Below are 20,435 nucleotides of genomic sequence, written 5' to 3'. Positions count from 1 at the left end.
TTTTCATTAAAAAAACCTCCTGATTTTATTTTATCATAGTGGGTATTTTTTATTTACAGACTTCTTCTCACAGGCTCTATTTAAGCCCTATAGAATTTTTGAAAAACAAACTTAAAAAAACTGTCTAAATTTTTGTTGCCATTCCATTATTTTCTGCTGCTGCTTTGTCTATTCCCTCTCTTACCGCAACAAAATATCCTACAGGCCCGGGAATCAGCACTCCTATTTTCTTCTTAACTTCTTTTGTTTCTGCTGTATTTGCCGCTCCTTCTGTTTTACTTTCCTGTTTACTTCCACAACTTATTACCAGTAATAAAATTGTGAAAAAAAATAATATCCTTTTCATTAATATGACCTCCAAAATTTATTTTTTTCTTTTACTGTAACTATCTAAACCAACTGCTGTTACTATTATGATACCTTTAAATACATACTGAAAATATATGTTTACTCCCAGCAGATTAAAACCATTACTAATTACGCTTATTAATAAAACACCTATGATAGTCATTAAGATTTTTCCTTCTCCACCTGACACACTTGTTCCCCCGATAACTGCAGACGCTATTGCATCCAGTTCATATCCTTCCCCTGCTACAGGTGTGGCAGCGCCAAGTCTTGACACAAGAATTATTCCTGCCAGTGCTGCAAAACAACCATTTATAATAAAGACAAGTATTTTATATTTATCTACATTAATTCCCGATAACCTCGCTGCTCCTTCATTTCCGCCGACAGCAAACACATATCTTCCGAATTTAGTATAGCTCAAAACTATATATGACAATATCATTCCCAGAAAAAATACAATAACCGGTATAGGAATTCCTAAAAAATACCCGTTTCCTACATATGAAAGTACATCACTAAATCCTGAAACCGGATAACCTCCTGTATACAAAAGCAGTATACCTCTGGTTATAGTGACCATTCCCATAGTAGCAATCAGTGAAGGAATATTTATTTTGGCAACCAGTATGCCGCTTAAAGCTCCAATCAGCGCTCCCACAGTAATAGATGCAAGTATTGCCAAAGCCAGATTATGCCCTCCGGATAAAAAAGTCATTGTTATTGCACCGCTTAAAGCTGCTATAGCTCCCACTGACAGATCAAAATTCCCGGATATTATCACAAAAGTCATTCCTGTGGCTATAATTCCGATTATAGATGATTGTCTTAACAGATTCAGTATATTCGTTTTTGTTAAAAAATTAGGCGTAGCAAAACTTATAATTGCACAAAGCAATAAAAATCCTATTATCACACCATAATCTTTAAAATTTATTTTATGCATTGCTTTTAATCTCATTTCACACTTCTCCTTTATCCGTTTAAAGAATAATAATTTATTTTATCTATTGTAATTTCGTCGTCTTGGAGTTCTTTTACTATTTTTCCTTCTTTCATAATAACAACTCTGTCTGAGACCCTTTCCACCTCTTCCAAATCAGAAGATATAAATATAATGCTCATTCCTTGGCTGGAAAAATCATCTATTATTTTGAAAATATCTTCTTTTGCTCCCACATCTATCCCTTTTGTAGGTTCATCAAATATAAGTATTTTCAAATCCATGCCCATCCATTTTGACACTACTACTTTCTGTTGATTTCCTCCGCTGAGATTTGATACTTTTGCATCAGAATCGCTTACTTTGATAGACATCTCTTTAATAGCTTCATTTATATAATTTTTTTCTTTTTTCTTATTTATAAATATAGCGGAAATTATTTTATCCAGTTGTATTAAAGTAGCATTCTTAGTAACAGAATGTTTTTGAATTAATCCTAAATTTTTTCTGTCTTCCGGAATCAGACCTATCCCTTTTTTTATAGCTGCTTCCGGAGATTTTATTTGAGTTTTTGTGTTATTTATAAATAATTCTCCTGAATCAAATTTTTCTTTTCCGTATATGACTTCTGCGAGTTCAGTTCGTCCTGCTCCCACAAGTCCGGCTATTCCTAATATTTCCCCCTGATTAAGAACTAAATTTATGTCCTTCAATATAGAGCCTTTATTTATTGACTTCAACTCCAGCACTTTTTCTTTTTTCTGTCCGCTCGTTCTTTTTTTCAAGCTCGTATCTTTCTTATTTTCCCCTATCATTAAAGAAATAATTTTATCCTTTGTCATATCACTGACATTATAAGTTCCTTCATAAACTCCGTCTTTCAGTATGCTTATTCTGTCACATGTTACGAATATTTCTTCAAGCATATGAGAGATGTATAAAATAGTCTTTCCTTCTTCTTTAAGCATTTTTATTATTTTGAACAGTGATAACTTTTCATTTTCTGATAATGAAGTCGTCGGCTCATCCATTATTATAATATCCGCACTTTGATGGATTACTTTCATAATCTCTATCATCTGCTGCTTTGATATGCTTAATTTTCTTACTTTTTCTTCAGGATCTATATCAAATTTTAATTTTTTACAAAGTTCATTAAATTCACTGACCATTTTCCTTTTATTTGTAAGACCGCTGTTTCCGGTTATTTCTCTTCCTAAAAAAAGATTTTCTACAGCTGTCATTGTAGGAATAAGACTTAATTCCTGATATATTATGCTGATTCCTTTTTTCTGCGCTTCGCCGGGAGAATTAAAAATTGTTTCTTCGCCTTTATAATACAGCTTTCCCTCAGTTTGTTTCTGAACACCGCCTATTATTTTCATAAGAGTAGACTTTCCAGCTCCATTTGCCCCTAATATGGCATGTACCTCACCTTTTTTTATTCCAAAGGATAAATTCTTCAGCACTTCAACTTTTCCAAATGATTTACTTAAATTACTTATTTTCAAAATTTCTTCCAAAGCTCTCACCTCCTACAATTTATTTTTATTCCATAATTTTATGTATAATTCCAGATGTTCCAAAGGCATTCGCATTAGATCCCATGAAAGTACAATTCCATCTATTTTAGAATTATAAAAACTGTTTATTGATCTTTCCAGATAATCTGTATTTGATAATGCTATATCTTTTATTTTATTAAATTCCAAACCAGAACAAATATTATTTATACTGAATTTATTTTTTAATTCACAGAGTTCGCTTTCCATATATTTATCACTTATTTCATCTCCAGTTTCTTTAATAAATTCAAAAAACTCCTTTTTTATCTCCCCGGAATTTTTACTTGGAAAACTTTCAGAATAACTTTCTATTTCAAAAGGAACTCCTGCTGGTGCATATGTGGCTCTATAATACATAGGCTTTATAAAATCTGCCATGCTGCTTAATTTTATTATATTCTGACCTGTAAAATATGAAATATGAGGTGCAAATAAGTCTAATCCTATTTTCAAATTATGTGACCTGAAAAAATCGGTTAACTCTTCCAAAGTATTGTTAATACTTTCTTCCTTAAATTTGAAAAATTTATCTATAAGCGGATCTGAAAAGTCAAACTTAAAGTCTTTATATTCTGATATTCCCAGTGGATTTTTATTATTACCGCCGTCCGTAAAGATATCATTTATTTTTTTCTGTAGTTCACTGACATTTATTCCTCTTTTTTCCATTTTTTCTTTACAAGTATCGCAAAAACATGTAAACACAGATTCAAGATTGTTTGAAAAAGAAGGATATCTTATTTTATCCAGAAAAACTCCGTCTATATCATAATCAGAAAAATGTTTCAGAAAAATTGATTTTATATTTTCTATATTATTTCTATTGTTAGGACAATAAAAATTGAAATTTTCATCTTCCTGAAATCCGGTACTTTTTTTACTTTCATTTTTATAATTTATAACATCCTGAAATTCCTCAAAATAATCTAACTCTGAAAATACAGGAAGCCAGAAATAAAGTTCAATATTATATTCATCCAATCCTTTTTTTAATTCTGCATAAAACTCTCTATTAACTGCCCAGCCTATAATTACTCCGCTAACCTCTGATTTTTCGGCTACAAATTTGATTTTTTCCATTAATTCTTCTAAATCTATAATTTGGTTTTTAAATCCTCCGCTAAAAACCTGCAGATAAGTTTTCATATTTTTCTCCTTTTAAACTTAATATTTCCAAAGCTAAATTCAGACATCCTTCCACAGCTTCCTTATTGTTTAAAACAATATTTATATTTTTCATTCTATCTGTCTGTGCTATTTTTTCTTTCAGCAATCCGTGAATTTTTTTATTTTTTATTACACTTCCTGACAGAACCAGATCAATCTTATCCTCATTGAAATCTGTATACAGTTTATCAGCAATCGTATAAAAGAAGTCAGCAATTTCATATGATAATTTATGAGTATATCCGCTTTCCGACATAAGAACAAATTTAGTTACTGATGCAATTGATTTTACATCTGTGAAATGTTCCTGTATATATTCAAAAGGATCAGCATCTTTTATATATTTTTCAATGAACTCCTGAAATATTGCATCTTTTATGTATAAACCTTCCAGATATAAAAGCAGGTCTTTCAAAAATCTTCTTCCAATCCAGTAACCTGAACCAATATCGCTTATTTCTGCTCCCCAGCCTCCTAATCTATTTTCTGTATTTTGATTATATGAAAAGCTAATTGAACCTGTTCCTGAAATTATAATTATTCCATCTTTATCTGAACAAGCCTTGAAAGCTACTTTTGCATCGTTATAAATAAATATTTTCTTGTTTACCCCTAAATCTTTAAGCATATCTTTGAATACAGTATAATCTTTTTCAGTATCACAACCGGCAGCTCCCAGTACAAAACAGTCGATATCCTTGATTTCCAGATTCTCCTGTTCCAGTATTTTCTGTAAGCCTGATCCCATATTTTCTTTTGCTTTTTCAACACCGATATTCTTAAAATTTGTTTCACCGGATTTCAAATAATTTTTTCTGTCTTCAATAGTATTTAACAAACAAAAACTTGTCTTTGTACCTCCGCCGTCAATACCTATAATGTTAGCCATTCCATGTCTCCTAGTCTTTTGAATAAAATATTTCTAATGCATTTGTAATTGTTCCTTCTTCGCCTAATCCGTCATTCTCTACCAGTATTATTTTAGGCAGGTATGTTTTATTAAAGAATGTTTCCAATTTTTCATTCAAAATTTTAATTTCATTTTTTTGTATATAATTTGTTTCAATAAAAAGTATCTCAGGATTCAATGTAACTACTATTCTCAAAAGAACAAACGATAAAAATTCTATTTTTTCCTCTGATTTCATTTTTTCCACAAAATATTTTTCAGCATTTTCAGAGTTCATAACATCGTATTTTGCCAGATACTCCTTATCAACACCCAGATATGTAAATTCTCCGCTTAAATTCGAGTACCCTTTATAGAGTGTTCCATTGGATATTATTCCTCCGCCTATATTATTTCTTATAAAAAAATATACTAAATTTTTATACTTTTTATACTGACTTTTGTTATGAAGGGCTTTTATTGTAAGATTAATATCATTTTCTACAATTACCGGAATTTTTAGTTTTTTATTTAAAGAAGCTATAATATCCTTGCCTTCCAGTTTTGGAAACGAGGGTATTTCTGTTATTTTGTTATCTTCCCCCAAAATTCCCGGTATTCCTATAGACACTACATTTATACAATCTTTTAAATCGAGTTCTTTTATAACTTTCAAAATTTCGGTGCAAAGAATTTTTTCAGTAAAGTTATTCTTATTTTTTATGTCAAAAGTTCTTGTTTCCTGAATATTTCCTAAGTTATCTGTTATTAATATTTCAAGCTGATCTTTTTCCAGATATACTGCCATTAACTTTCTGTAATTGGTATTAATTTTATAAAAAGAAGGCGGTTTCCCCTCTGTTTTTTTACGTTCCAAAATTTCCTCAGTTAGAAAATTTTTTTCGACCAAATCATTTACATACTTATTTATTGTGGTTAAACTGACAGACATCATTTCAGAAATTTGCGGTTTAGTCAGGCTATCATGTTCTTTTATAAGATTTATTATAATCTTCTTTTTCTCCAGCATTTTCCCTCCATTTTTCATTTTTTAGTTAATAAATCAAGTTGATATATTAATGCTATATTCTACCCTGAAATTTTTTTTTGTCAAGGATGTACTTTCTGAATTTTTTTAAATATGAAAAAATTATCTTCAATATACCCTATTTTGAAAATATCTGTATTGCTCAGAAAATCTAAGGAAGCAGTTCTTTTTAATTCCTGCGGATAATGAAAATGATACACCAAAACAATCATATAAAATATTCAATAATCTTGCAGAAAAATACAATAAAATGAATTAATAAAAATATTTTTTCATAATTCTTTTTGGTAAAGGGGCATCATTAAAATACCATAGTAAAAACTAAAGTAACAAAAAAACACGACTGGAATCAGCCGTGTTTTTCTTATAATTTTTATTTTTTAAATTTAACCAAAACAGAGTCAATCTGTAATTCTGAATTCCCGTTTTTCCACAAATAAAGCTGTGAAATTAAAAGACTTATTTTTATATCTTCATTTTCAAGATTATATAAAACTCCTAAATCTGAATATTTATCGTCTTCCAATCCGGCAACCAGTCTGGTTTTGTCAGTTATTTCACCATTTTCATCAGTGATCTCTATATTTTCCGAAATTTTCTTCTCTTTTAAAGACCGGACAATATCTGTCTCAATATCTTTTCTTTTTACTTCTAATATTTTCTTACTGTCTTCATATATAGTGATATTTTCTATACTAATATTAAATTTATAATTTTTATACTGATTTTCACTTTCTGGATCAGGATATTTTATTAATATGTCATACCCCTTTATATTAAGCGTATTACTGGTTTTAAAACTATAATGTTCAAAAGAAGATATTCTAACTTCGTCAAGATCATCCAATTTCAGATTTTCATATATTTTATCATAATCATACTCTTTCTTACGAGAATTCTTATCCCATTTTCTAAAATAGGAAATTATTCCCTTTATGTCTTTTTTTGTTGTTTCATTTATTGCTTTATCAGATTTCCCGTCTGTACCTATAGAATTCTCTGTCAATAATTTTTCCAGTCTTCTTTCCTGCAGATAAAAAGGAACTGCAAAAATATTCAGCGGCCCGACTATTGAAAAAAACAATACAATTATAAAACTCCCTATAATAATAAAGGTCTTATTTTTCTTAATTAACAAAATATAAACTGTTATAATCAAAAGATACAAACCAAATATAACAACTGCGTATCTGTTTATTGTCATTCCATACTGCTTTATTCTTTGGAAAATAGCAATAAAAAGCATTAGAATCATAGGCAGTTCTGTTATGCAAAATACTTTTTCTATTTTTCTTTTTACATTATCGTTTATTAAAGCACTTCCTCTTATTAATAAAATTACAATTACAGTAACTATTCCGTGAATTAATATTAGTTTCGATATTTCTCCCTTAGGAATACTCATTTTTATTAATATTTTCAAAAAATATGAATACACAATCATTGTATAAACTGCAAGTAACGGAATTGCTATAAATAAAAATAAAAACTTTAGAATTTTTGTATTATCTGTCTCTATATTATCCATATTATCCGGATAAAATGACAACATAAAAAAGGTTGCAAATACTAAATAAGACAAAACCATTATATCAAAATAGATTTTGTAGTCCAGTTCCCGGAACAGATAATTTATTAATAACAAAATAAGAATAAATCCGACATAAAGGATATTTGCCATTATTCCAGTAAGCGACAAATTTTTAAATAAGAATAAATTATAGTTATTTAATTTTTCTTCTTTTCTCTGTTTTAGAAATGGTATTACTATCATTAAAAAAAAGCATAACAGCCCAAACAGCCATGATCTGGACTGATCTATATTTGATAAGTCAGAGTTTATTCCTTTTGTTCCCGATAAAAAAACAAAAATAATACTCAGACACACTGCACTGCAAATATATTTTACTTTACTGGTAAAAAAATACTTAAATCCTATAAGCAGGAAAAATGTATAAAGAACAAATTTCGATATATTCTGATCTCTGAGACTTGCGAGATTCCCCCTGTTATTTTGTATAATTAAATAGACTGAATAAATAATTATCAAACTAATTTCTATTGGAAATTTTGTGTATATTTCCTTTATTTTGTTAAATAAATTTTTAAACATATTCTCCTTCTTTCTGATTAATGATTTTTGTACAATTAAGGCAAGGATTTATATTATATCATTTTTTCATTAAATCACAAAGAACTGATATAGAACTATAATTGTGTAAATAAAAAAATAATCTGATAATTTTATTCAAAAAGAAAAAATCAGCAAATTACTTTTTTGTTATTTAAATTAAATTTCAAAATGTTTATTATGTCCGGCTTAGTGCCTTACATGACCTTCCCTTCTTCAGTTTCTGTTTTATTTATAAAGTCCATGTTATAACGTACAGCACCATGGTCTTTGATCACTACTCCTCTTGTAATACGAACTGCAAGAATAACGCAGTTTTCATTTTCCTCTTTATTCGCATCATCATACCACTCAGCAAATGCTTTACGAAGCTTAGTTCTAAGTTCAGCATTTTTCGGATCTAAAACCCATCCAAGATTTTCTCCGATTCCATTTCCTGAAAACCACTCGAAACAAACTGTAAAAGCAACCTCGTTATTTTTAGCTATCTGCTGCATTTTAGACGATTTTGCCCAAGTAGTAATATAAAATACTCCGTCTTCATAAAAAGCGGATACATCACGGGCATAAGGACGAGGGTTTCCGCCAGCACCCGGTTCCATTGCAATAGTTGCCAGAGTGATAACATTATCTTTCCCATTTCCGCATCTTTCCTCGATTAGTTTTATTCCTTCTTCATATCTGCTCATCTTTAATTCCTCCTATTAAAGTTTTTACTATTGTAACCTGAGAAATTAGACAATAGCATGTCATATTCTAAAATATAATTCTTTATATTATCACTAAATATAAAAATGCTGAATACAACAAATACATCACTTTTTTAAACCGGATATCTTGATGAACAGTTTGTTTTATCATATGGTACAGCGATTATTTGTGTAATAAAACTAAACCTTTAACCACAAAGCCGGACGAACACCCCCTGTGCATCTGCCGTCACTGACATTACCCTTCAATATATTGTTGCCCTGAATACCTATATTACCATCACCGTGGATGTACACAGCCTTTACGCTGACATGCCCGGGAGACCGAAGCCACCACCACCAGATTCTCCTTTTTTCATCATCAAGTCTCGCTATTCGCTTACTGTTATTTTCATCTTTTCTCTCAAACCAATATCTCTGATTTTTTCCCGGATTTTTTAGTTTCGAACAGCTGTCGCCAAAATACCGGCACACCACTTCCTCAATACTTAATAAAAATATGCTGTCCTCAGTATCTGTACCGCCCTTTATACCATACCACTGATTATCAGGATTCTTATTTAATACTGGGACTATTCTCGACTTTTCAGCTGCGGCAAATTTATCATAAAATTCGCCGTTTAGATATTTTCTTAATGAACAGTCAGCCCATGTTATGTCTTTATATGCCTCATGATAAGCACGCTGTTCTATAATGTATTCGGTTATAATCAAAGCTTTATTGTCCTGCACGTCAAGCACACGCCACTCGTAACCGCCGAATGATATTTTATCTCCTTTTTTCATATTTACACCTCCCATGTTTGAGATAAATCAGACAGTTCCCCGGCTCGCTGAGCCTGAAACCGCCATTAAAAACCTGCTGTGTTTCAATAAGTATAGCACAGCATATCAGCCGATCCAAGAGAAATGTTTCATAATAAAAACTTTGTGAAGTATATTAACAAGAGCAATAAATATCAGCCTTTATCTTTAAACATATTCTATAAAATATGATTTTTTATCATATTTTCACCACAGTCACCGATTTTTATATTATTTTTCTAATATTAATTGTCTAAGTTTACTTTATTTGTTATACTCTAATTAAGATAATTTATGAAAAAAATATTAAACAAAAATTTTATTTAGATATTTATTACTGAATTATATTCAGGATTTATTATTAACTTTCTGTTTTTCAGCATTTCTGATAATTATCTGCGGACTTGGAAATAAACAGAGTTACTATACTTGATTTATATTAACGGAGGTAACCATATGGAAATTATTATTAAACCGCTCACAGAGGAACTCGCGGCAGATTACTTCGACTTCCTTGATAACCGCGCGTTCACGGACAATTCTCCGTGGGGTGGCTGCTACTGCACCGGCTGGCAAATGACAAAGGAAGAAGAAAAGGCTCAATTAATCGACCAGATGGAAGAAGGGTTTGCATACGGAGATGAAAATTTTGTACGTGTACTCCGTGAAATTGTTATGCGGCAAATTACATCAAAGGCTTTACAGGGATATTTAGCCTATGTTGACGATATCTCAATTGGTTGGTGCAATGCAAATAATAAAGCAAGCTTTCCTGCCGAATCTGCAAATGGATTCCGGCTGCACGCCCCTGCCGAAATGCGTGAAAAAGCAGTAGTCTGCTTTGAAATCGCACCTGAGTATCGTGGAAAGGGCGTTGCCACTGCTTTGTTAAACAGAGTTGTGACTGATGCAAAAGCTGAGGGATATATTGCTGTTGAAGGTTTTCCACAAGTACACAGCGAAAGATTCGAATGGGACTATACGGGCCCTGTAGGTTTATATGAAAAAGCAGGATTTTCTGCAGTTAAAAAACCAGACGGAAATATTATCATGAGAAAAGAACTGCAATAGCATAATGCAGTAAGTATTAGTGAGTTTAGGCTAAAGAATATAAGCAGAAATTCAGATTGTTGAATTTATATTTCAAAAATCACAAAATAAATAACGTTTATTTTACATAAAAAACAAGTCTGTAAAAAATCAATTTAAAAATTTCTACAGACTTGTTTTTTTAATTTTAGTGAAATCAGCTTTATATATTGTAATTTTATTATTTTTTTATGCCAGTATATAATCAAAAAACATTATAAGATGCGGAAAAAAAGTTTTTATATACTTTGTTTTTTTCCTGAGCGGCTCGCTTTCTATCACACAGGCAAGCGACGAGTTTCCTGCAACTGTACTTTTACCGTTAGCAGTGAAGCTCACTGTCTGGATATCGAATTTTCTGCTGTCTTCCATGAGTTCTACCAGTCTTGAATTTTCACCGGACTCGGAAATCACTATCAGAAGCGGCTTGATGTTTCCGGAAGCAGAACCTGCAAATATCAGCTGCAAATGTGTCGAAAAAAAGCTGTTATATCCTTTTAACAATAATCTGTCATTTAGATATCTCGCCACATTTTCCGAATAACCCAGCCCAAATAAAATTATCTTTTTTTTCTTATATTTTTTCAAAATATCTTTTAGGTCTTTCTCATATTTTTCAATAGTATCCTGTATAAAAAACTGAAAACAATTTTGCGTATCTGATAAAACAGAAGATTTTTTTGTATATTCATAATAAAGCGAATATGTCATATCTGCATAACCGTCATAGCCAAGCTTTTTAGCCAGTTTAAATACCGTATGTGTGGAAGTATAATTATTTTTGGCTACTTTTCTAATTCCTATTTTTCTGATTGATTCAATATTTTCATAAAAATACTCCAGCAGCTTTTTTTCAAAAGGGTCTAAATGATAGGTTATGACTAAATCATCTATTTTTTCCATTTCTTCCTCCAACTCCAATTTCAATATTTCTCATGTTTTGAACATTTTTGATATTTTCAGTTTTTTTGTTTTCTAAGATTGATATATTATATCCCATAAAAACAGAAAAGACAATAAACCCTTAAATCATCGTACTATCCGACAATAACATGTTTGAAAAATACTAACATGTTATTATATCTCCTTAAAACAGAGCAAATCTAAAAAAATCTGGTATCATTAATTGAAAAGATAATTAGAAATAATTACAATTTTATATATCTTAGGAGGATTATTATGAGTGAATTTATTCAGGACCCGTGGGCCAGAGTCAAGACAAGAAACGGACTGGCAGGTGATGAAGTGATTTCAGCCCTGCAAAAATCTATTAGAAGGGCAAATACCGAAGATGCTTGTTTTTTTGCATATGAGATGTATATAACTTCTGAAGCTATGGAAAATAAACTTTGGCAGAGACTGCTTTCTATTTCTGTGGAAGATATAGGTATGGGAAATAAAGATGCAGTGGTTTATATTAAAACACTTAATGATGTAAGAAAGGAATTCCCCTACAGAGACGGCGACAGACCAATGTTTTTTATCCATGCAGTAAGAATTTTGTGTGAATCATTAAAGGATCGTTCCAGTGATCTTTTAAAAAATATTGTAATCAAAAATTTTGCAATGGGATTTGTCCCGAAAATTCCTGATATTGCTTTAGACAAGCATACTGTACGGGGGCAGGAAATGGGCAGGGATTCTTTCCACTTTCTAAATGAAGCAAGCAAGGTCTTTCCTGAGGCTGAAATAAATAATGATTATAAAAGACAATATGAAAAGCTGCTTGAAAAGTATAATAAAGACAATATTACAGAGAATGCTTTCGAATATAACCCATATCAAGGATAAAAAGGAGATTTTATGAGAAAAAAATTTGAGGAAGGCTTGCTTAAAATAAGCCAGAAACTTGGAAATCAACGGCATCTAAAGGCTGTGGCAAGCGGTATGATGATGATCCTGCCGCTTATTATCATTGGTTCTCTTTTTATGATTATTGCTAATCCGCCTGTTAGTTCAGAAATTGATTATACCGGAACTACAAATATTATTATAAAATTTCTGCTGAAATGGAAAGCTTTTTCCACACAAAATTACGGACTCCTGACTGCACCGTTTGATTTGACAATGGGAGTTTTCAGCCTTATGGCAGTATTTGCCATTTCTTACCAGCTGGCTAAATCTTATAAACTAAAGGAAATGAATGTTATTATCGGTATGACTTCTATGATAATGTTCCTTATAGTTACCAATACACCTTTGACAGACGGCAAAATTTCCCTTGAGTATCTTGGAGGAAACGGTTTATTTGTTGCTATTATTATTGCAATAATTTCTACTGAGATTTTCAGACTTATCGAGGTAAAAAAATGGCAGTATGTTTTTCCCGAGTCAGTTCCGCCGATGGTTTCTTCATTTGTGAACTCTCTGCTGCCTGTTATACTTAATATTATTGTGTTATACGGAATAAATATTCTGCTTATATTCCTGTTTCAGAAAAATCTTCCGAGCCTGATCACTACAATGCTGACACCCGGACTTCAAGCTGTAAATAACATATGGGTCTATCTTGCAATTACTATTTTTGCTAATATTTTATGGATGCTGGGCATTAACGGTACTTCTATCATTTTTCCGCTTGTATTCACCATGGGAATTGCCAATACCGGATTAAATGCCGAAGCTGTTATGAACGGAAAAGACCCACAAGTGCTGATGAATCTTCAGATGTTCCGGTATATGATTCTCGGCGGTGCAGGAAATACTTTGGGGCTTGTACTTTTAATGATGAAAAGTAAATCTGTACAGTTAAAAACTATCGGCCGTTTATCTATTGTTCCGGGAATATGCGGAATAAATGAACCCGTAATCTTTGGGTCTCCTATAGTCTTTAATCCTGTTTTGGGAATACCGTTTATAATTATGCCTGTTATCAGTACAGTTTTGGGGTATCTTGTACAGTTATCCGGGCTGGTAAAACCGGGGTATATAATTGATCCTTCGTTTACTCCGTTTTTTATTCAGGCGTATCTTTCTGCACTGGACTGGAGAAATGTGGTCTTTGTATTTCTGCTTGTTATTATCAGCATTTTTGTTTATCTGCCTTTCTTTCGTATCTTTGAAAAAAAGATACTGGCAGAGGAATTGCTAAATGCCGAAAGTCAGTCTGAGACAGCTGCTTCATTTTAAAAACAGGTTATTTGATTAGTTTTGATTTATATATTCTGATATCCTGAAAACTCTGAAAAAAATCTTCAAAAGGTATAAATTCCCTTTAGAAAAATTGCTTTTTATCTGGTTTTCAGGATATTTTTTGTTTAGAAACAGCAGTAAAAATTTAGATAGTTTTTTCATTTTATTCTTTAAGATTAAAATAATTCTTCTCTTTATTATTATTTAGCTTTATTCTTCCTGCTCTCTCTTTATTATTCACAAAGAAACCGTAATTCCCCTCCTATTCTTTTTATTTAAAATTCCCCATATAAAAAACACCTTTTTCATTTTTATATAAGGTGTTTAAAAAGGATATATTTTTTTGTTCCGTTATGTCATAATATCAGTATCGAATCTATCAGAAAGAAAACAATCTGTTTTCAGTCAACACTTTATGCTTATTCATGATTTCCAAAATAGATTTCAGATCTGCCTGTTCCAGATCATAAGCCGGGAAAGTAACACTAAAAGCTGCAAACATCTTATTTTGCTGGTAAAGCGGTAAAGCAACACAGCCGGCATATACATTTGCTTCTCTTAGTTCAATCGCATATTGATCATTTCTTATTTTATTTAAATTTTCAATAAGAGTATCTACATCTCCCACAGAATATTCAGTTAATTTTGGAAAAGTGTAGTCTTTATACAGCTCTTTTATTTCTTCATCCGAATACTGGCTTAAAAGCATTTTTCCTACAGAAGTACAATGGGCGGGAAGCCGTAATCCGACATTATACATTAATGACAATTCATTATTAACTTCATATTTAGACAAATAAACAATACTTTTATTGTCAATAATTCCCACATGGCAGGTTTGATTTATATCCTGACCTAATTCTCTTGTTAAAATCGAAAGCACCTGTGTAAGATCAATATTACCGATACATACAGCACAAAGCTTTACAAACTGAATTCCTGCGTAATATTTCTTTGCCTTTTCATCGTACATTATATAATCATTATCTAAAAATTCTTTTATTAAACTAAATACGGAACTTTTAGGTGCTTCCAAAGCATTTTGTATCTCAGTAAAAGTTAGACCGCTTCTATTATTAGCTAAAAATTCAAGAAACCTGAAAGTTCTATTTGCCGACTTTACTTTTAACATATCAATCTCCATTATAACTTTATAATACTATTATTACTCAATAGCTAATGACAGTATAACATAAATTCCTTATATTTCAAAACATCAGATTACCGTTAAAAAATAAAAAAAATTTTCCATCTATATTGACAAATAAATTTTATAGGGTACAATCAAATTAATAAGTTCATAAGTAAAACCATTAGTTCTCAAATGAGAACAAAATTATTTCAATATCTCTAAGATAATACGGCCGTATTGTAAAAAGAGTAAAAATTTTATCATAGGAGGAACAGGAAATGTTTATTTATGGTTTTGGAGTATTATTGTTAGCATGTGTATTTCAAGGAAGCTTTGGAATTTGTTTTAAAAAATATCAGCCGTTTTCATGGGAAGCTTTCTGGGCATTATTTTCTATTATCGGAGTTTTATTAATCCCGCATATATGGGCGTATATAGAAGTTCCAAGCTACATGAAATATATTTTACAAACACCGGTTCATGTACTGCTTATAGGAGCTTTGGCAGGATTCTTCTGGGGGATCAGTGCTATTTGGTATAGCAGAGCTATTGATACTATTGGTGTATCACTGACTTCCGGAATTAATATCGGTGCTTCAACTATTCTGGGAAGCTTAATCCCGATGCTTATATTAAAAACTGTACCTGCTGCAAATGTTTTAACAGTCTTATTAATCGGACAAGTAATCATGCTGCTCGGAGTTGCTGCATTAACTAAAGCTGGTTTAATGAAAGGTTCAGTTGATTCTGCTGATAAAGGGTTATCATCAGCTATGAAATCCGGTATTATCCTTGCTCTTATTTCTGGTTTAGGCAGTGCATCATTAAATATTGCTTATTCTTATACACAAGTTCCAGTTCAAAACGCTATTGCTGACGGAATACCAGCAATCAGCGCCAGTCTGATTTCATGGCCTGTTGTATTTTTCGGCGGGTTCCTTGCAAATTTCTTTTATGCATTATCAAATAACGGTATTGCTCTTGTAATTGCTAATGCATGGGGATTAAAAGACGGGGAATGGAAGGGGTATCCTGAAGCTAAAAAAGTCATGTTTATCGGTAATGGTATATTAATTATATCATTTATTGTACTTGGTATAGCTAATGGCATGTAAATTAAAATGAAAATTTTATAATTGTATATTCTAGGAGGTCAAAGAAATGGTAAAAAATGTATCTGAAATGACTTATGCACCTGTTACACCTGATAATGCAAAAAATATTGTTATAATCGGAGCCGGGGGAATTGTATCAGGAGCTCATCTGCCGGCATATAAAATTGCGAAATATCCTGTTAAAGGTATCTATGATATCGATTTTGAAAAAGCAAAAAAAGTGGCAGAAGAAAATGATATCCCAAATGTTTTTAATACATTGGAAGAAATTATTGAGTTCGGCGTTAAAAATGATGCAGTGTATGATATAGCTGTTCCAGCTTCTGTCTTAGGTGATATTCTTGAAAAACTTCCAGAGGGTGCTGCTGTGCTAATGCAGAAACCTATGGGTGAAAATATTGAGCAAGCTAACAGAATTATGAAAATATGCAAAGAAAAAAAATTAACAGCCGGAGTTAATTTTCAATTACGTCAGGCACCTTATATGATCGCTGCCAGAAAATTAATTGAAGACGGAGTTATCGGTGAAATAGTAGATATTGACTGGAGAGTAGTCGAATTACATCCGTGGTATTTATGGAGTTTCTTATTCGGACTTCCCCGTATGGAAATATTATATCACAGTATTCACTATATTGATGCCATTCGCAGTATAGTCGGTGATCCTGATAAAGTATTCAGCAAAACCATGCCGCATCCTAAAATGGAAAATCTCAGCCAGACAAGAACTGCTATTATTATGGACTACGGCGATACTTTAAGAGTTAATTTACATATTAACCATTGTCATGATTATGCTCTCGACTATCAGGAAAGTACCCTAAAAATCGAAGGACTTAAAGGTGCTATAAGAGTTACTCTAGGCTTAATTTTAGATTATCCCACAGGCCGTCCGGATAAACTGGAGTACATAACTGACGACGGGAAAGGCTGGAGAGAGGTCGAAATTCAAGGTTCTTGGTTTCCAGAAGCATTTATAGGAACAATGGGCGGACTTATGAAAAAAATAGAGAATCCTAATTATAACTATATGAACAGTATTGAAGAAGCATACAAGACTATGTGCGTAGTAGAATCCTGCTATGAATCAAATGAAATCGGCGGACTAAAAGTAAAATATTAAATAAATAGGAGAAAACCATATGATTAAAATTGTTGATACCCACCTTCATATCTGGGATAGAAATCATTTGAATTTACCATGGCTTGATGGTGACACAAGTGTTCTGTCAAAAAATTATTCTTTAATTGATTACCAAAACTCATTACATGGAGATAAGCTTTATAATGTAGAAAAAGCAGTATATATTGAAGTAGATGTTTTAGATAATCAGAAAGAAAAGGAAAATGAATTTATTATTGATCTTTGCCGAAATAAAGATACTTTACTTAAAGCAGCTGTTATTTCAGGTGATTTAACTAAAGAAAGTTTTGATGATTATATTGGAAAATATAAGAATATCGACTGTATTAAAGGGGTCAGGCATGTCCTTCATGTTCCTTCATCTAAGCCGAAAACATGTTTAAGCAATACTTTTTTGAAAAATGTTAAACTTTTGGGTGAATTAGGACTGGTTTTTGAAGGCTGCATTCGTGCCGAAGAGCTGGATGATTTATATACCTTAGCCAGAGAATGCAGTAATACTTCAATAATTTTAAATCATATGGGTATTGTTAATCCTGATATTATAAGTTCTGCTAATCCCACTGATGAAGAAACAGAGTATAAAGAAGTCTGGATAAAAAATTTGAAAGATTTAGCATCATTACCTAATGTTGCTTGTAAAATATCCGGTCTTAATCCATCTGACGGGCAGGATATAGAAACTCTTAGAATTCCTGTTAATACTGCTTTAGATATTTTCGGCGAAAACAATGTTATGTTTGCCAGTAATTATCCGGTATGCAATATCTCAACTAAGCTAGACCCGTGGATCAAAGCAGTAATTGAAATTACAAAGGACAGAACAAAGGAATTTGTAAATAAACTTTTTTACGAAAATGCAAACAGAATATATAAATTATAAAATATTTACGGAGGTATAATATATGTCAAATATACAAAGATTTGGAAGTGTTTCAAAAGTAAATCCTGAAAAACTTGATTACTATAAAAAACTGCATGCAAATCCATGGCCGCAAATCAACAGTATGATTAAAGAATGTAACATTCAAAATTACTCTATTTATTATAATGACGGTTATTTATTCACTTATTTTGAATACATTGGAGATGACTATGAAGCTGATATGGCTAAAATGGCAGCTGACCCCGAAACTCAGAGATGGTGGGCAGAATGTATCCCTTGCCTGAATCCTCTGTCTGATGACGGACCTTGGCTTAATATGGAGAGAGTTTACAGATTAGATTAAGAAAGGAGACTTTATTTTGACTAAATTTTATGTTGCCTCAGTTACTCCTTTTGATATTGATAATAAAATCAATGAGAAAGTTTCTGAGGAATTAATGAATATGCACCTTGTCCAAGGTGCTGACGGATTTTTTATCGGCGGCAGCAGTGCTGAAAATTTCTTAATGACTAAGGAAGAAAGATTGAAATCATTTGAATTGGCTGCTAAATTCAATGATAAGGCTGATTTAATTGCACATATCGGTGATATCAGCACTGATAAAGCAATATTTTATGCTAAATATGCTAAAGAACTCGGATACAAAAAAATATCAGCTGTTCCTCCTTTTTATTTCGGGTTTAACCAAAAAGAAATAGCAGAATATTTTTACGATATTTCAAATGCTGTTAATATGCCGGTTATATATTATAATATTCCCATGAATACAAATAAGGAAATTGATTTGAATAACGGAGATACTTTAAAATTATTAAAGTCCGGAGCTGTGAGCGGAATTAAACATACTAACTTTGACATTAATCAAATTGAAAGAATAAAAAATGTTAATAATAATTTACACTGTTTCGGCGGATTAGAGCAAAATATGCTGCCGTTTTTGTCATTTGACTGTGACGGTTTTATTGGAAGTACTTTTAATTTTATGCTTCCTCATTATAAAAAAATCGCTTCATTATATTCGGAACACAGCAATGAAGCTTTGATGCTGCAGACAAAAGCCAATAATATTATGTCGGTTATTTGGAAAATAGGATTATTCCCGGCAATAAAGTATATCCTTACAAAACAGGGCTTTGATGTCGGAATTGCAAGAAAGCCTTTTATCCAGTTAACAGATGAAGATAAAAAGATAATTGATAAAGTTATTGATGAAAATTTGTGTAATTAAAGGCTTTGCTGATTTGATAAAAAGAAAGGAATGAAGTATAATGGGAATAAAATTAAGGGGAATAACATGGGCTCATACCAGAGGGTATGTTCCCATGGTTGCCTCGGCACAAAGATTTAACGAACTTAATCCGGAAATTGAAATAGAATGGGAAAAACGTTCTCTTAGAGATTTTGAAAATGCTCCTGTAGAGCAGTTAGCTGAAAAATACGATCTGCTGGTAATTGATCATCCATGGGCAGGATTTGCTTCAAAAAACGGAGTTTTGATTCCGCTTGAAAAATATTTGTCTAAAGACTTTTTGGATGACCAGCTCAGAAATTCTGTCGGTAAATCTCATTTGAGCTATAATTTTGACGGATTTCAAAGTGCTTTGGCTATTGATGCCGCTTGTCCTGTTTGTGTTTACAGACCTGAATATTTTGTCGATAAAAATCTGCCTAAAGATTGGAATGAATTGTTAGAATTGTCAAAAACAGGTGTAGTTATTTTCGCAGGGCAGCCGATTTACTTATTAATGGACTTCTATATGCTTTGCTCTACCCTAAGCGATAATTTATTTAAAACAGATAAAGTTATTGATGATGATACAGGAATTTTAGTTTTAGAAAAAATGCGCGAACTTGCCGGTTATTGTACAAAAGATATTTTCAGCTGGAATACTATAAAAGTTAACGAAATTCTATCTTCAGAATCACAATATTATTACTGTCCTTATGTTTATGGTTTTTCAAATTATTCAAGAGCCGGATATGCCGAGCATATTCTAAAAGCTTCTGACATCATTGAGTACGAAGGCAGACAGATGAGTGCTGTGCTGGGCGGAACTGGTCTGGCTGTTTCCAGCAAATGCAAAAATATTGATGCTGCAATTAAATATGTAGAATTTACAGCTTCCAAAGAAATTCAAAAGACTCTGTTATTTGACAGCGGCGGGCAGCCGGGGCATAGAGAAGCCTGGCTTGATGATGAAGTTAACAGAAGAAGTATGGATTTCTTTAAAGATACTCTCAAAACACTTGATAATTCTGTAGTGCTATAGTAAAGTAGGAACACCAAAATCTAAACAATGATATAATAAAAAAAGAAAGAGGTGTTTTGAA

Annotated in this window: 20 protein-coding genes; 9 read left to right on the top strand and 11 right to left on the bottom strand. The window is 31.8% G+C overall.

Annotated features, from left to right (window positions below):
- Positions 1-124: 124 nt before the first annotated feature.
- From NK213_RS15575 to NK213_RS15535, 9 genes are all read right to left on the bottom strand, one after another.
- Positions 125-346 (bottom strand): hypothetical protein, encoded by a 222-nt coding sequence (locus NK213_RS15575; protein WP_253350688.1) that lies wholly within the window; start codon positions 344-346, stop codon positions 125-127.
- A gap of 18 nt (positions 347-364) precedes the next feature.
- Complete coding sequence (locus NK213_RS15570) at positions 365-1,309, bottom strand: ABC transporter permease (RefSeq protein WP_253350686.1); 945 nt, start codon at positions 1,307-1,309, stop codon at positions 365-367.
- Positions 1,310-1,323: 14 nt separating this feature from the next.
- The gene (locus tag NK213_RS15565) at positions 1,324-2,823 is read right to left on the bottom strand and encodes an ATP-binding cassette domain-containing protein (RefSeq protein WP_253350684.1); all 1,500 of its coding nucleotides are present in this window, start codon (positions 2,821-2,823) and stop codon (positions 1,324-1,326) included.
- Between the two features lie 3 nt (positions 2,824-2,826).
- A complete protein-coding gene (locus NK213_RS15560; RefSeq protein WP_253350682.1) occupies positions 2,827-4,002 on the bottom strand; it encodes a hypothetical protein in 1,176 nt (391 codons plus the stop codon).
- Positions 3,977-4,912, bottom strand: coding sequence for a BadF/BadG/BcrA/BcrD ATPase family protein (locus NK213_RS15555; RefSeq protein WP_253350680.1), 936 nt, complete (start codon positions 4,910-4,912; stop codon positions 3,977-3,979). The genes NK213_RS15560 and NK213_RS15555 overlap by 26 nt, the downstream gene beginning before the upstream one ends.
- Positions 4,913-4,922: 10 nt before the next feature.
- Entirely contained in the window at positions 4,923-5,942 is a 1,020-nt protein-coding gene (locus NK213_RS15550; RefSeq protein ID WP_253350678.1) for an ROK family protein, read from the bottom strand.
- Between the two features lie 391 nt (positions 5,943-6,333).
- Positions 6,334-8,073 (bottom strand): DUF4153 domain-containing protein, encoded by a 1,740-nt coding sequence (locus NK213_RS15545; protein WP_253350676.1) that lies wholly within the window; start codon positions 8,071-8,073, stop codon positions 6,334-6,336.
- A gap of 215 nt (positions 8,074-8,288) precedes the next feature.
- Entirely contained in the window at positions 8,289-8,780 is a 492-nt protein-coding gene (locus NK213_RS15540; protein WP_253350674.1) for a pyridoxamine 5'-phosphate oxidase family protein, read from the bottom strand.
- A gap of 201 nt (positions 8,781-8,981) precedes the next feature.
- Positions 8,982-9,587: a DUF6273 domain-containing protein gene (locus tag NK213_RS15535; RefSeq protein ID WP_253350666.1), complete on the bottom strand. Its 606-nt coding sequence runs from the start codon at positions 9,585-9,587 to the stop codon at positions 8,982-8,984.
- 474 nt (positions 9,588-10,061) lie between these two features.
- On the opposite strand from NK213_RS15535, the gene NK213_RS15530 reads away from it, so the two are divergent.
- A complete protein-coding gene (locus NK213_RS15530) occupies positions 10,062-10,676 on the top strand; it encodes a GNAT family N-acetyltransferase (protein ID WP_253350664.1) in 615 nt (204 codons plus the stop codon).
- Positions 10,677-10,883: 207 nt separating this feature from the next.
- Here the strand turns inward: NK213_RS15530 and NK213_RS15525 are convergent, their stop codons facing one another.
- Positions 10,884-11,597 carry a MurR/RpiR family transcriptional regulator gene (locus tag NK213_RS15525; protein WP_253350661.1) on the bottom strand — a complete coding sequence of 238 codons (714 nt, stop codon included), beginning with the start codon at positions 11,595-11,597 and terminating at the stop codon, positions 10,884-10,886.
- Positions 11,598-11,873: 276 nt separating this feature from the next.
- On the opposite strand from NK213_RS15525, the gene NK213_RS15520 reads away from it, so the two are divergent.
- Both NK213_RS15520 and NK213_RS15515 read left to right on the top strand, forming a co-directional pair.
- Complete coding sequence (locus NK213_RS15520; protein WP_253350653.1) at positions 11,874-12,485, top strand: hypothetical protein; 612 nt, start codon at positions 11,874-11,876, stop codon at positions 12,483-12,485.
- A gap of 12 nt (positions 12,486-12,497) precedes the next feature.
- The gene (locus NK213_RS15515; protein WP_253350651.1) at positions 12,498-13,823 is read left to right on the top strand and encodes a PTS sugar transporter subunit IIC; all 1,326 of its coding nucleotides are present in this window, start codon (positions 12,498-12,500) and stop codon (positions 13,821-13,823) included.
- A 382-nt stretch (positions 13,824-14,205) separates the two neighbouring features.
- On the opposite strand, the gene NK213_RS15510 is transcribed toward NK213_RS15515, so the two are convergent.
- Entirely contained in the window at positions 14,206-14,958 is a 753-nt protein-coding gene (locus NK213_RS15510) for an IclR family transcriptional regulator (RefSeq protein ID WP_253350643.1), read from the bottom strand.
- 278 nt (positions 14,959-15,236) lie between these two features.
- Here NK213_RS15510 and NK213_RS15505 point away from each other — a divergent pair, with 278 nt between their 5' ends.
- The 6 genes from NK213_RS15505 to NK213_RS15480 are packed head-to-tail and all read left to right on the top strand — an operon-like array spanning position 15,237 to position 20,374.
- Positions 15,237-16,073 (top strand): L-rhamnose/proton symporter RhaT, encoded by an 837-nt coding sequence (locus NK213_RS15505; protein ID WP_253350641.1) that lies wholly within the window; start codon positions 15,237-15,239, stop codon positions 16,071-16,073.
- 46 nt (positions 16,074-16,119) lie between these two features.
- Positions 16,120-17,196 (top strand): Gfo/Idh/MocA family protein, encoded by a 1,077-nt coding sequence (locus NK213_RS15500; protein ID WP_253350639.1) that lies wholly within the window; start codon positions 16,120-16,122, stop codon positions 17,194-17,196.
- 19 nt (positions 17,197-17,215) lie between these two features.
- On the top strand, positions 17,216-18,100 hold the full coding sequence (locus NK213_RS15495) for an amidohydrolase (protein WP_253350637.1): 885 nt from the start codon (positions 17,216-17,218) through the stop codon (positions 18,098-18,100).
- Between the two features lie 22 nt (positions 18,101-18,122).
- Positions 18,123-18,446 (top strand): L-rhamnose mutarotase, encoded by a 324-nt coding sequence (locus NK213_RS15490; protein WP_253350635.1) that lies wholly within the window; start codon positions 18,123-18,125, stop codon positions 18,444-18,446.
- Positions 18,447-18,462: 16 nt separating this feature from the next.
- On the top strand, positions 18,463-19,332 hold the full coding sequence (locus NK213_RS15485) for a dihydrodipicolinate synthase family protein (protein ID WP_253350633.1): 870 nt from the start codon (positions 18,463-18,465) through the stop codon (positions 19,330-19,332).
- Between the two features lie 40 nt (positions 19,333-19,372).
- Positions 19,373-20,374: an ABC transporter substrate-binding protein gene (locus NK213_RS15480; RefSeq protein WP_253350631.1), complete on the top strand. Its 1,002-nt coding sequence runs from the start codon at positions 19,373-19,375 to the stop codon at positions 20,372-20,374.
- Positions 20,375-20,435 lie beyond the last annotated feature (61 nt).

It is taken from the genome of Sebaldella sp. S0638 (assembly GCF_024158605.1).
GTDB lineage: Bacteria > Fusobacteriota > Fusobacteriia > Fusobacteriales > Leptotrichiaceae > Sebaldella.
The sequence above is the reverse complement of the archived record's forward strand: the minus strand, read 5'-3'. Positions and strand labels throughout refer to the sequence as shown.